The 11,705-nt window shown below is 41.7% G+C and carries 12 protein-coding genes; 6 read left to right on the top strand and 6 right to left on the bottom strand.

Annotated elements, in window-relative coordinates:
• Positions 1-19: 19 nt before the first annotated feature.
• Both Q0852_RS13315 and uspE read left to right on the top strand, forming a co-directional pair.
• A complete protein-coding gene (locus tag Q0852_RS13315; RefSeq protein WP_299018677.1) occupies positions 20-775 on the top strand; it encodes an FNR family transcription factor in 756 nt (251 codons plus the stop codon).
• Positions 776-1,001: 226 nt separating this feature from the next.
• Entirely contained in the window at positions 1,002-1,943 is a 942-nt protein-coding gene (gene uspE, locus Q0852_RS13310) for a universal stress protein UspE (protein ID WP_299018675.1), read from the top strand.
• Positions 1,944-2,008: 65 nt separating this feature from the next.
• Here the strand turns inward: uspE and Q0852_RS13305 are convergent, their stop codons facing one another.
• Positions 2,009-2,227, bottom strand: coding sequence for a hypothetical protein (locus tag Q0852_RS13305; RefSeq protein ID WP_299018673.1), 219 nt, complete (start codon positions 2,225-2,227; stop codon positions 2,009-2,011).
• A gap of 483 nt (positions 2,228-2,710) precedes the next feature.
• Between Q0852_RS13305 and ttcA the strand changes: the two genes are divergently transcribed.
• A complete protein-coding gene (gene ttcA / locus Q0852_RS13300; RefSeq protein WP_299018670.1) occupies positions 2,711-3,640 on the top strand; it encodes a tRNA 2-thiocytidine(32) synthetase TtcA in 930 nt (309 codons plus the stop codon).
• A gap of 179 nt (positions 3,641-3,819) precedes the next feature.
• The gene (locus Q0852_RS13295) at positions 3,820-4,311 is read left to right on the top strand and encodes a peptidylprolyl isomerase (RefSeq protein WP_299018668.1); all 492 of its coding nucleotides are present in this window, start codon (positions 3,820-3,822) and stop codon (positions 4,309-4,311) included.
• A 50-nt stretch (positions 4,312-4,361) separates the two neighbouring features.
• Here the strand turns inward: Q0852_RS13295 and Q0852_RS13290 are convergent, their stop codons facing one another.
• Positions 4,362-5,135 carry an NYN domain-containing protein gene (locus tag Q0852_RS13290; RefSeq protein ID WP_299018666.1) on the bottom strand — a complete coding sequence of 258 codons (774 nt, stop codon included), beginning with the start codon at positions 5,133-5,135 and terminating at the stop codon, positions 4,362-4,364.
• A gap of 304 nt (positions 5,136-5,439) precedes the next feature.
• Positions 5,440-6,609 carry a D-alanyl-D-alanine carboxypeptidase family protein gene (locus tag Q0852_RS13285; RefSeq protein WP_299018664.1) on the bottom strand — a complete coding sequence of 390 codons (1,170 nt, stop codon included), beginning with the start codon at positions 6,607-6,609 and terminating at the stop codon, positions 5,440-5,442.
• A gap of 450 nt (positions 6,610-7,059) precedes the next feature.
• Between Q0852_RS13285 and Q0852_RS13280 the strand changes: the two genes are divergently transcribed.
• Both Q0852_RS13280 and Q0852_RS13275 read left to right on the top strand, forming a co-directional pair.
• Positions 7,060-8,544 carry a carboxypeptidase M32 gene (locus Q0852_RS13280; protein WP_299018662.1) on the top strand — a complete coding sequence of 495 codons (1,485 nt, stop codon included), beginning with the start codon at positions 7,060-7,062 and terminating at the stop codon, positions 8,542-8,544.
• 210 nt (positions 8,545-8,754) lie between these two features.
• Positions 8,755-9,048, top strand: coding sequence for a hypothetical protein (locus tag Q0852_RS13275; RefSeq protein ID WP_299018661.1), 294 nt, complete (start codon positions 8,755-8,757; stop codon positions 9,046-9,048).
• Between the two features lie 108 nt (positions 9,049-9,156).
• On the opposite strand, the gene Q0852_RS13270 is transcribed toward Q0852_RS13275, so the two are convergent.
• From Q0852_RS13270 to pepT, 3 genes are all read right to left on the bottom strand, one after another.
• Entirely contained in the window at positions 9,157-9,837 is a 681-nt protein-coding gene (locus tag Q0852_RS13270; RefSeq protein WP_299018659.1) for an RES family NAD+ phosphorylase, read from the bottom strand.
• On the bottom strand, positions 9,837-10,241 hold the full coding sequence (locus Q0852_RS13265; RefSeq protein WP_299018658.1) for an MbcA/ParS/Xre antitoxin family protein: 405 nt from the start codon (positions 10,239-10,241) through the stop codon (positions 9,837-9,839). Before Q0852_RS13265 ends, Q0852_RS13270 begins: the two co-directional genes overlap by 1 nt.
• Before the next feature lie 188 nt (positions 10,242-10,429).
• Entirely contained in the window at positions 10,430-11,659 is a 1,230-nt protein-coding gene (gene pepT, locus Q0852_RS13260) for a peptidase T (RefSeq protein ID WP_299018656.1), read from the bottom strand.
• Positions 11,660-11,705: the final 46 nt, after the last annotated feature.

Below are 11,705 nucleotides of genomic sequence, written 5' to 3'. Positions count from 1 at the left end.
AAATTGGTTAGACAGGCTTATGATTTCAGACAAACTTACAACCAAACGTATCCAGTCAGGCGGATGTGCTATCCACTGTCAGGATTGCAGTATTAGTCAGTTGTGTATTCCATTTACTTTAAATGAGTCTGAGCTCGATCAACTAGATCAAATTATTGAACGTAAAAAGCCAATCCAGAAAGGACAAGAGCTTTTTAAGGCTGGGGATGAACTAAAATCGCTATACGCGATCCGTTCAGGCACCATCAAAAGTTACACCATTACCGAGCAAGGTGATGAGCAAATTACGGCCTTTCACTTAGCCGGTGACCTGGTAGGTTTCGATGCTATCAACGAAATGATGCACCCTAGTTTCGCGCAGTCACTAGAAACATCAATGGTATGTGAGATCCCATTTGAAATTCTTGATGATTTGTCAGGCAAAATGCCAAAGTTGCGCCAGCAAATCATGCGCTTAATGAGTAACGAAATTAAAGGCGACCAAGAAATGATCCTGCTTCTTTCTAAGAAGAATGCAGAAGAACGTTTGGCGGCCTTCCTCTATAACTTATCTCTGCGTTTCTCTCAGCGTGGTTTCTCACCTCGAGAGTTCCGTCTAACAATGACACGTGGTGACATTGGTAATTATCTGGGATTAACCGTAGAAACAATTAGCCGCTTGCTTGGACGTTTTCAAAAGTCAGAAATGCTGAGTGTTAAAGGTAAGTACATTACTATCCTGGATCATGAAGAACTGGCTCGACTTGCTGGTGTAAGCAAAAACAACGCCTCCTAATTAATTTCTTGATTACAAAGAAAGTGATACGAGCTATGAGCCGTATCACTTTTTTTATATTAATCCCCTTTCCGAGCTCCCCATAATTTCTTCTATACGTTACAGTTAATATACTAATCTGATTTATCTACTCGCGGAAAATGGTATTGAAGCGATAGATATTATTCCTTTACAGAGGATTCAGAAATTGGTTTTGATGCCAACACGTTTGTGTAAGGGGGCTGTTATGACTAAGTACAATAATATTCTCGTTGTTGCTGATCCAATTCAGGATCATCAGCCAGCATTGTCTCGTGCTGTCCATCTCGCCAGAAAATCACAGGATGTGAAAATCACCCTCTTCCTTGCTATTTATGACTTTTCTTATGAGATGACATCGATGCTATCGGCTGACGAGCGACAAGCAATGCGTCGTGGCGTCATTATGCAAAGAGAAGAATGGCTGAAAGATATCATTCGTCCATACACAGATGACGGTTTTGATATCACGATTACAGTGGTTTGGCACAATCGTCCTTACGAAGCCATTATCGCTGAAGTGTTCAGTCATGAGCATGACATGTTGATTAAAGCAACGCATGATCACGACAAAATCGGCTCTGTTATTTTTACGCCAACTGACTGGCATTTATTACGTAAATGCCCTTGTCCGGTATTAATGGTTAAAGATCATAGCTGGCCAGAAAACGGTAAGATCATTGCGAGTGTAAACCTGGCAGCTGACAGTGAAACTCATGACCAACTCAACGATGCTATTGTATCTGAAGCCTTGGTTATTGCAGATATATTGGAGGCTGAAGTTAATTTGGTTAACGCCTATCCGGCAACCCCGGTGAATATTACAATTGAGCTGCCTGAATTTGATCCAGCTTCATACACTGATGCCGTTCGCGGCCACCACCTTACATCAATGAAAGCACTTCGCCATAAACATGGTCTGCCTGAAGAGCAAACTCATGTCATTGAGGGATTACCAGAAGATGTCATACCACAAGTTGCTGAAGAGTTAGATGCTGAACTTGTTATTTTGGGAACCACAGGTCGCACTGGACTATCGGCGGTTTTCATTGGTAATACTGCAGAGCATACTATCGACAGCTTGAACTGTGATTTGTTGGCACTAAAACCTGAGGGTTATGTTAGTCCGCTTAGCCCACGTCTCGATTAATTTCTTTCTAGTTTTCAACATTAACAAAGAAGCCTCCATGTAGAGGCTTCTTTGTATTATCAGGTTTATTTTACAGGCTTAACTGGCTGAACCTTCTTACTCTTAGGCTTCTCTTCAGTATTTGCCAGCTTCTTAATTGCTGTTGTCAGGTAGTATTCATTGCTAATTTTATCGCAATACTTATGACTAAGTCCGCGGCGGGTCCACTCACTGGCAATAGCAACCCGTGAATGCTTTGCTTTACGGCTATAAGCAAAGGTCTCGCATAATTCAAGATTAGTCATTTTTTGCGGAACGCTCTTTACCGTACTGCTCCGCATACCTAAGCTTTTTGATTGTTGAGCAGAGCACCCCACAAGTGACATTGTCACCAAACCTAAAGTCAATGATTTTGACCACCAAGACAATGCCATTTTATTTCCTTAAAAACTAAAACTGATAAGACGTTGAATTATAGCTGAACATCAATAGCTCTTTGAAGAGCGACAAGCAGTAATCTACATATTCACTTAAGCTGTGAATTTGCCTAAGTCCGTTTTTTCACTAAAACTGACAATATTTATGTAAAAAGGTACTAGTATCTGTGGCTTGAATCCGTATCATACACGCCACGAACTTTCTGCCAGTTCAATGCCGGCAGTGGAAGCAACAACTTTTACTGACAAATGGGACTGCTTGGGTGTATCCAACCCGCTAATTTACTGACATCAAATAGAATAATCAGTAAATAACACAGCAATTTCCCATTTTTCAAAGAGAGACTGAGAATGAGCGAAACTCAAGAGCTAACCAAGGCTCAGCAATACAACTTTAACAAGCTGCAAAAAAAACTACGTCGTAACGTAGGTAACGCCATTGCCGACTTCAACATGATTGAAGAAGGCGATCGCATCATGGTTTGCCTATCAGGCGGCAAAGACAGCTACACTATGCTGGATATCCTATGCAGCCTAAAGCGCAATGCGCCTGTTAATTTTGAGCTGATTGCAGTGAACCTTGATCAGAAGCAACCAGGTTTCCCTGAACATGTGCTTCCTGAATACCTTGAGTCTCTGGATGTCGAATACAAAATCGTTAACGAAGATACCTACTCAATCGTTAAAGAGAAGATTCCTGAAGGTAAAACAACTTGCTCACTATGTTCTCGCCTTCGCCGCGGTATCTTGTACCGTACAGCGAAAGAGATTGGTGCAACCAAGATCGCTCTAGGTCATCACCGTGACGACATGCTGGAGACCCTATTCCTGAACATGTTCTACGGCGGTAAGATGAAAGGTATGCCACCTAAGCTGGTTTCAGACAATGGCGAGCACGTTGTGATCCGCCCTCTTGCATACTGCCGTGAGAAAGACATTGAGCGTTTCAGCGAAATGAAGGACTTCCCTATCATTCCGTGTAACCTGTGTGGTTCTCAGCCAAATATGCAACGCCAGATCATCAAAGAAATGCTGCGAGGCTGGGATAAATCTCATCCGGGCCGTATTGAGACAATGTTCACTGCAATGCAGAATGTTGTACCATCACACTTGGCCGATTTCGATTTGTTTGATTTTAAGAGCATCAACAAAGACTCTGGAGCTATCGACGGTGGTGATATTGCTTTCGATAAGCAAGAGATTCCAACTTCTCCGGTTTCCGTGGAAGCTGTTTCAGAGTTCGATCCAGGTGAGCAATTGAATGTTGTGCAAGTAAACTAAGCACATTCATCAATTATATCTAAAAAGAGCCGCACATTGCGGCTCTTTCCTTTATTGGGCCTACAATAGTAAAGCTTCGATTAATAATGCTTCAACTCGTAATTTGACACTACTGTTTGACGTTTTGATTTCGTATACTGCGTCGCGACTAAATTGATACCAACACGGTTACAGCTAATATGATTATTTTTACCACTAATTTAGGCGATATCGAGATCGAACTGAATTTTGATAAAGCACCTGTCAGTTCAAGGAATTTCTTAAAGTATTGCCAAGACGGTTTCTATGAAGGAACTATTTTTCACCGTGTAATAAAAGGCTTTATGATACAAGGTGGTGGCCATACTAAAGACATGCAAGAAAAGCCGACTCGCGCGCCTATTGTCAATGAAGCTAACCGTGGACTTAAAAACGTTATCGGCACGATTGCGATGGCACGAACTGATGCGCCACATTCTGCAACCGGACAATTTTTTATCAACTTAGCCGATAACGACTTCCTTGATCATACTGCAACCACCAACCAAGGCTGGGGCTATGCTGTATTTGGTAAAGTCATTGCCAGTATGGATGTTGTTAATGAAATTGCAAAAGTTAAAACAACATCTAAGTATGGTCATGATGATGTGCCGTGTGAAGCTATCATTATTGAAAAAGTGACGGTCAAATAATGTGGCGTGCCACTACTTTAAGTAGTGGCACTTTATACCAATTTTCATAACTATTTTCTCTGATCTTTGATGTAAATATGAAACGCACCAGTTCCCGTTGGCCTACGTTCAATATCAAAAAGTTCAGTAGCTTCTACCAATTGACTTAGCGTATTAAATCCGTAGTTTTTTGAGCTAAAATCTGGATATTGTCGTTTTATTAAACCTCCACACCGGCCAAGAAACGACCAGCCATCTTCATCAGCGTATTCCGAAACAGCCCCTCTCAATATTTTAACAAGCCTTGTATCCATTCGGAGTTTGTTCCTAATTTCTTTGGATACTGAGTTCTTGATTTTATCTGGAATAGCAATCTCTGATTCTTCTTTTACTATATAGCGCTCTCTAATCACTTCTGTATACATGAAATCATCGCATGCATTTCTAAAAGCTATCGGCGTTTTCTTCTCTCCGACACCAAATACATATATTTCAGACTCCTTTAACCTTGAAGCAAGCTTTGTAAAATCACTATCACTACTAACTAGAGCAAACGCATCAAAATTATTAGAATATAATAAGTCCATTGCATCGATGATCATTGCAGCATCAGAGGAATTCTTGCCATGAGTATAAGAAAATTGTTGGATTGGATTAATAGCAAGCTCATTTAATTGTTGCTTCCAGTTTTTTAAACAATCTGAACTCCAATCACCATATGCTCTTTTAACCAAAATATGACCATGCTTTGAAAGCTCTTTTAATACATAATCAAGAACCGAGTACTGTGCATTTTCTGCATCAATTAATACAGCAATTTTCTTTTCTGAATTTATGTCTATCAAATTAATAATCCTATAGTGTTAAATTTTTCATTCAACAAACACCGTCCATCTATCTACCAAAACAGTATGCACTCAGTATAAAAAGTCAGCCATCTCACCGTAAATACAACCACCACACTATCGCCCTTAGGTAATATACCCATAACCAATAAATCCTGAACATACTCAGAATAATATCAACCAATGAAATCTAAAAATTGATGTTAACCCCAAATGTACGCAAGAATACATTCATATAAAAAGAGCCGCAAATTGCGGCCCTTATTTATCACAACGTTTTTATTACTAAGATGAATAAAGATTCTTATTTAAATAAGCTGACAAAAAACATTTTTATATAGTCAATCAAACGGCTAAAAAAACCACCTTCTTGCACATTTTCCAGGGCGACCAGAGGTACTTCTTTTATCGGCTTGCCATCCACCTGATAAAAGATTTTACCAACCACCTCCCCTTTTTTTATCGGAGCGACAAGTTCATCATTAAGCTCGACGCTAGCGGTCAGCTTCTTAATGTCATTTCGTGACAATGTCACATACGAGGTATTTTGTGTTCCCAAAGAGATACTGTTTGCATTACCCATCCAGACACGTTCATTCAGAACTTCGGCACCTTTCGAGTGTGGTGATACAGTTTCAAAAAAACGAAAACCATAATTCAGCAACTGTTTACTTTCAGACTCCCGGCTTCTCGTACTTTTTGACCCCATAACCACAGAGATCAAACGCATCTCTCCTTGCGTAGCTGAACTCGCTAAACTGTAACCAGCACCACTGGTATATCCGGTTTTCATACCATCCACATTCAGGCTTTTATCACCTAGTAAGCCATTTCTGTTTCTTTGGGTTATGTCGTTATAGGTAAAAGAACGTTCGCTATACAATGAGTAAATATCAGGAAGATCGTTAATCAAGGCCCTGCCAAGTAAAGCTATATCATACGGTGTTGAATAAAGAGCGCTGTTATCCAAGCCGTGAGCATTAGAAAAAGAACTGTCTTTCATATTGAGCTTCTGGGCCCATGAGTTCATTAAACTCACAAATGCCCCTTCAGAGCCAGCAACATGTTCGGCAATCGCAACACTGGCATCATTACCTGATTGAACAATTAAGCCACGGTATAAATCCATCATGTTCACTTCGGTATTTACCTCAATGAACATTTTGGAAGAATCAGGAAAATTCTTAGCCCAAGCGTTTCGGCTAATCACCACAAGATCATCTTTGCTGATATTGCCACTTTTCATTTCTTGCCCGGCAACATAGCTGGTCATCAACTTAGTGAGACTGGCGGGATTTAAACGCTCATGAGCATTTTTCTCAACAAGGACCTGTCCAGTATGGTAATCCATTAACACGTAACCTTTTGCACCAAGAGCCGGCGCATCAGGAATGACAGTGGGAGTGGCAAAGACTACAGAAGAAAACAATGCCGTTGCCGCAAGTAAAGCATGAATTGTAGAACTCTTTTGCATAATGATATAACTAGCCCTCTTTGATGGTACCAGCAGTATAACGAAGAGTATTTCTGTCACTTGTGGTCTTTACGAAGTCTTACGATAATGTAAATTTAGTTACACATATCGTTATGATTTTTTATTCTGATTTCTAGACGTCACAAGGTCGTTTATCGACATTATCATGGACGACAGAGTTTTCCAGATGTCTCACCTGTTTTCAGCTCTTTTGCTACAAACTTCAACATTTGTTAGCACTATATTTCATAACAAGCACAGATATAATTAACTAAAACGTATAATTAAACTCATAAGATCAACTGCTAAAGTGGCATCCCTCGGGATTTTTTCGCAAAATCCCGTTTTTCCACTATTGGCATTTTTAAATCAAACAAAAACTTTTATTCTAAGTGAAAGCATTTCGTAGCAAATCTAATGGCTAGGAATCCGTTGACATAAGGATAGGTAATGAATTTCTACAAAAAACTAGAACAACATCATAAAAAACTATCAAGGCTTTCACACCTTAATGCTATCTGTGGCTGGGATCAGGCAACAATGATGCCGGAAGGTGGCAATGATGCCCGCTCGGAAGCAATGGCTGAACTGGCAGTAATGCAGCATGAATTAGCTACAGCTCCGCACCTTGCAGAATGGTTTGACAAAGCAAAATCCGAACCCTTGAGCCAAGAGCAATTAGCCAGCCTAAAGGAAATGAAGCGTTCATGGCAAATCAACACCCAACTTCCAGCCGAACTGGTTGAAGCTCAATCGCTGGCAGGGTCGAAATGTGAGCACGCGTGGCGAAGCCAGCGGAATGAAAATGACTGGCACTCATTCAGCAAGAATTTAAAAGAAGTGGTCGCAATTTCCCGGCAGGAGGCCCAGATTCGAGCAGAGGCAACAGGCCTGAGCCGATATGATGCCCTGTTAGATATCTATGAACCGGGCATGACCACCAAGCAGCTCGACAGAATCTTCAATGATGTAAAGTCCTGGCTGCCAAGCCTGATCCGACAGGTTCAGGAAAAACAAACCTCCGAAGGCGTGATTACCCCAGTCGGACCATTCCCGATTGAACAGCAAAAATTACTCAGCCTTGAGGTAATGAGCAAACTCGGCTTCGATTTTAATCACGGACGCCTGGATGTCAGCGTTCATCCATTTTGCGGCGGCGTATCGACCGACGTACGGATAACGACCAGGTACGACGAAGCCGATTTCACATCAGCATTACTAGGTGTTATCCACGAAACCGGCCATGCCCGTTATGAACAAAGCTTACCTGCAAAATGGCGAGGATTGCCTGTCGGAGAAGCGCGCTCAATGGGTATTCACGAATCGCAAAGCCTGTTCTTTGAAATGCAGTTATCGCGTAGCAAACCCTTTCTCGATATGCTCGCTCCGCTTGCCTGTGATGCATTTAACCGCCGTGATGATGCAGCACTAACCAGCCAGAATCTGGCTCTTTTCAATACTCGGGTAACACCAGGTTTTATTCGGGTAGATGCCGATGAAGTTACCTATCCGGCTCACATCATTCTGCGTTATGAAATCGAACGAGATTTAATTGAAGGTAATATTGAGGTTGAAGACATCCCGGAACTCTGGGACAAAAAAATGACTGAATATCTTGGCCTGACAACGCGATGCAACTATATCGACGGTTGTATGCAGGATATTCACTGGACCGACGGAAGTTTCGGGTACTTCCCTTCTTATACCTTAGGCGCAATGTATGCCGCCCAGTTCATGGCTGCCATGGGTAAGGAGATGAATGTAGAAAATCAGATTCGGGAACGAAATCTATCACCGATTTTCAATTGGCTGGATAAACATATCTGGAAGAAAGCGTCGACATTAAGTACTGATGAGCTGTTAAAAGAGGCTACTGGCGAAAGTCTGAATCCAGAGCACTTCAAGAAACACCTTGTTGAACGTTATTTATCATAGTTGTTATACAAGGTTTAGACTAAAAGCCAGCATCTGCTGGCTTTTTCTTTTTAATCAATACTTTAAATGCAAAATCATACAGGGTTCACACTATTTATACCTTTGTTCGATTACCTTTCTGCAATTATGTAATGTTGGTCACGGTTTGACCGCATTTATTTTTTATACTGATAAAGTTCATTCGATACATGACTTTGATAAGGGAAACAAATGAAGTACAAAGCTCAAGACTTGAACTACAAAGGCGACAACTGCGGTGTTCATAACTGGATGACTGAGCAAGGAAAATCATTTTACTGGCACCCGGATTGGCTTCATATTGCGGAAGATGAAACCGGCCTACGTGGTAAGCATGAGTTAGAAATTACAGAGGGAGATAAAGTAACGCAAGATCATGCTGTAACAGCAATTTTAAAGCACTTGAACAAGTGGATAGTCAACAGTATCGATAGCAACCCTAATTTTGAAGAAGCCGCCAAAAAGGCTGAAAAAGAACTAAAATAGTCCCCTCTATTTTAGTGGTTACCCTATGCTGCAAACGTGGCATAGGGTATTTTTTATTAATGTTAGTGTTCATGTTCATGTTCATGTTCATGTTCATTAACGTATTAGCTATACCAACTGCATTTCAAGAACAGCATTAACAGAGGCTCCATTCCACTTATAGGTATAATGTTTCGACTGACAAACCTTAGTCACCAGATTAGGTTTCAGCAAAGCGTAACAATTATAGTCCTGATGGCGAACCGACTGGTAAACCACACCATCCTTATTTTCTCCCTTTAACGAACATGCCAGCGCCTGTGAGTGGCTATAATTTGTCGGGTGATAAAGTTCAGAATCAAGATAACTCTGCTCTGTTAGATCAACAAGATCAGCTGTAAACCAAGCATCAATACATCGCATCTGGATATCCTGTGCCGGCTCCTGGGTGTAACCCATCACTCGCTCCATGTGATGGACTGTTTCTTTAATTGAAGTATTTATGTCCGGAGCCGCATAATACGCACCAAAGTCAGCGGTATTAAATCGGGCTCCATCCGGATTTACATGAGTAAAAGCCGCCATGACATAACTGCAATGCGGTATACCAACCAAGCGTTCTTCTACTGGTACACAAGCAAAATTACCGACTTCTTCAGCCAAGCGCGGATTTGTCAGTGCTTCTATAGCAAAAACAGCATCCAGCTGTGATGCATCAGCCACATCTTCATATAAATTGATTGGAGGATACTTAGATGGGATCAGCCTATAACAATGTTGATCATCTATTTTTTGAATTGGATACGGCATCAGGACTGCCCACCCCGCCAGGCATTCAAGCGCGAAGCAACCTGGTACAAATCAACCACCTTACCCTGCATCATCACATCCATCGCAGAACGACCGGCAAAGAACGGGTGAGAGTTCGATTTCTGTACCCAGTTATAAATGCTTTCATCGGATGTAAACAGGATCCGCAAACATTTATGGATATTCAGGATGTAGCTCATTCGTTCCAGCAGATCTTTAGACACTTTGGCTGATTCCGGATGGCTACGATATTTATTCAACGTCGAACGGCTGCTCAAACCCAATACCGCCATTTGTTGAGCCTGTGTACAAGACCATTTATCCAGAATGTTGAAAACCACAGGCAGCACGACATTACCAGCTTCGGCCTGCGACTGATTCTGTTTAGCCTGGGATGCATTCATAAGCAGCTCTCAACTTAATGTTTATTTATAGACAAGATTAGCACTGAGGTTCATTAATAGCCATCACTAAAGCCAGTAACCATACTGCAAGTTTGCGGTATTCCAAGCACAAAAAAGAGCCGCATAAATGCGACTCTTTACAATCAGTTATATGCGCCTATTGCTATTTACAGGCACGTAAACTGAAATTACTGATATTTCTTAGCCGTATTTTCAGCTACTTTCACAATCACTTTCACTGCCTGCTGCATACCTTCGATAGTGATAAACTCATGGAGACCATGGAAGTTGTAACCACCGGTGAAAATATTCGGACAAGGCAGATCCATGAATGACAGACGAGCACCGTCAGTACCACCACGAATTGGCTTAATGATTGGCTGTACATCACACTCAATCATTGCTTCTTTAGCCAGTTCAATGACGTGTGGATGAGGCTCAACCATTTCACGCATATTACGATAGCTGTCAGTGATCTTCAGTTCAACACGACCTTTTTCCAGCGTGCTATTCAGCTCGTCTACTTTCTCCTGCATGAAGACCTTACGGCGTTCCAGGCTGTCACCGTCAAAATCACGAAGAATATAGTTTAGTTCTGTCTTAGCAACGCCACCTTCCATCGCAACCAGATGATAGAAACCTTCATAGCCTTCGGTACATTCTGGTGTTTCTTCTGTAGGCATCATCAGCTGGAATTGTGCTGCGATGTTCATGGCGTTGATCATCTTATCTTTTGCTGTGCCAGGGTGTACGTTCACACCATGACAGATAACATCAGCAGAAGATGCGTTGAAGTTTTCAAATTCCAGTTCACCAACCGGACCGCCGTCAATGGTGTATGCCCATTTCGCACCAAACTTCTCAACATTGAACAGATCAGCGCCACGGCCGATTTCTTCATCTGGCGTAAAGCCGATACAAATTTCACCGTGCTTAATTTCCTGATGTTCTTTCAGGTAAGCAATTGCAGTGATGATTTCAGCGATACCCGCTTTGTTATCTGCACCAAGCAGAGTTGTACCATCAGTTGTGATCAAGTTATGACCATGCAGTTTGTTCAGATCCGGATACTGGATTGGTGAAAGCACCTCATCACCGGCACCAAGAGCAATATCTCCGCCCTGATAATTTTCAACAATTTGAGGTCTTACATCTTTGCCAGAAGCATCTGGCGCTGTATCCATGTGCGCGATAAATCCGATAGTCGGAACGTCATAATCAACGTTAGATGGTAGACGAGCCGTCAAATAGCCGTTTTCATCCAGTTCGACATCACAAAGCTCAAGTTCGATAAGCTCTTTTTTGATCTGTTCTGCAAGCACGCGCTGCCCTTCAGTACTCGGGCAGTGGGCAACTGATGAGTTAGATTGAGTCTCAAAGCTAACGTAACGCAAAAATCTCTCAATTAATTTATCCATGTCCCACTCTTAATTATCTGATGAATCAGTTGTTTGGAGAATCAAG

Source organism: uncultured Photobacterium sp. (assembly GCF_947502415.1).
Classification (GTDB): domain Bacteria; phylum Pseudomonadota; class Gammaproteobacteria; order Enterobacterales; family Vibrionaceae; genus Photobacterium.
The sequence above is the reverse complement of the archived record's forward strand: the minus strand, read 5'-3'. Positions and strand labels throughout refer to the sequence as shown.

Coding starts and splice junctions, on each gene's coding strand:
- Q0852_RS13270 (WP_299018659.1), bottom strand. CDS start 9,837: ATGCCGTATCCAATTCAAAAAATAGATGATCAACATTGTTATAGGCTG.
- pepT (WP_299018656.1), bottom strand. CDS start 11,659: ATGGATAAATTAATTGAGAGATTTTTGCGTTACGTTAGCTTTGAGACT.
- Q0852_RS13275 (WP_299018661.1), top strand. CDS start 8,755: ATGAAGTACAAAGCTCAAGACTTGAACTACAAAGGCGACAACTGCGGT.
- Q0852_RS13315 (WP_299018677.1), top strand. CDS start 20: ATGATTTCAGACAAACTTACAACCAAACGTATCCAGTCAGGCGGATGT.
- Q0852_RS13265 (WP_299018658.1), bottom strand. CDS start 10,241: ATGAATGCATCCCAGGCTAAACAGAATCAGTCGCAGGCCGAAGCTGGT.
- ttcA (WP_299018670.1), top strand. CDS start 2,711: ATGAGCGAAACTCAAGAGCTAACCAAGGCTCAGCAATACAACTTTAAC.
- Q0852_RS13280 (WP_299018662.1), top strand. CDS start 7,060: ATGAATTTCTACAAAAAACTAGAACAACATCATAAAAAACTATCAAGG.
- uspE (WP_299018675.1), top strand. CDS start 1,002: ATGACTAAGTACAATAATATTCTCGTTGTTGCTGATCCAATTCAGGAT.
- Q0852_RS13305 (WP_299018673.1), bottom strand. CDS start 2,227: ATGACTAATCTTGAATTATGCGAGACCTTTGCTTATAGCCGTAAAGCA.
- Q0852_RS13295 (WP_299018668.1), top strand. CDS start 3,820: ATGATTATTTTTACCACTAATTTAGGCGATATCGAGATCGAACTGAAT.
- Q0852_RS13285 (WP_299018664.1), bottom strand. CDS start 6,609: ATGCAAAAGAGTTCTACAATTCATGCTTTACTTGCGGCAACGGCATTG.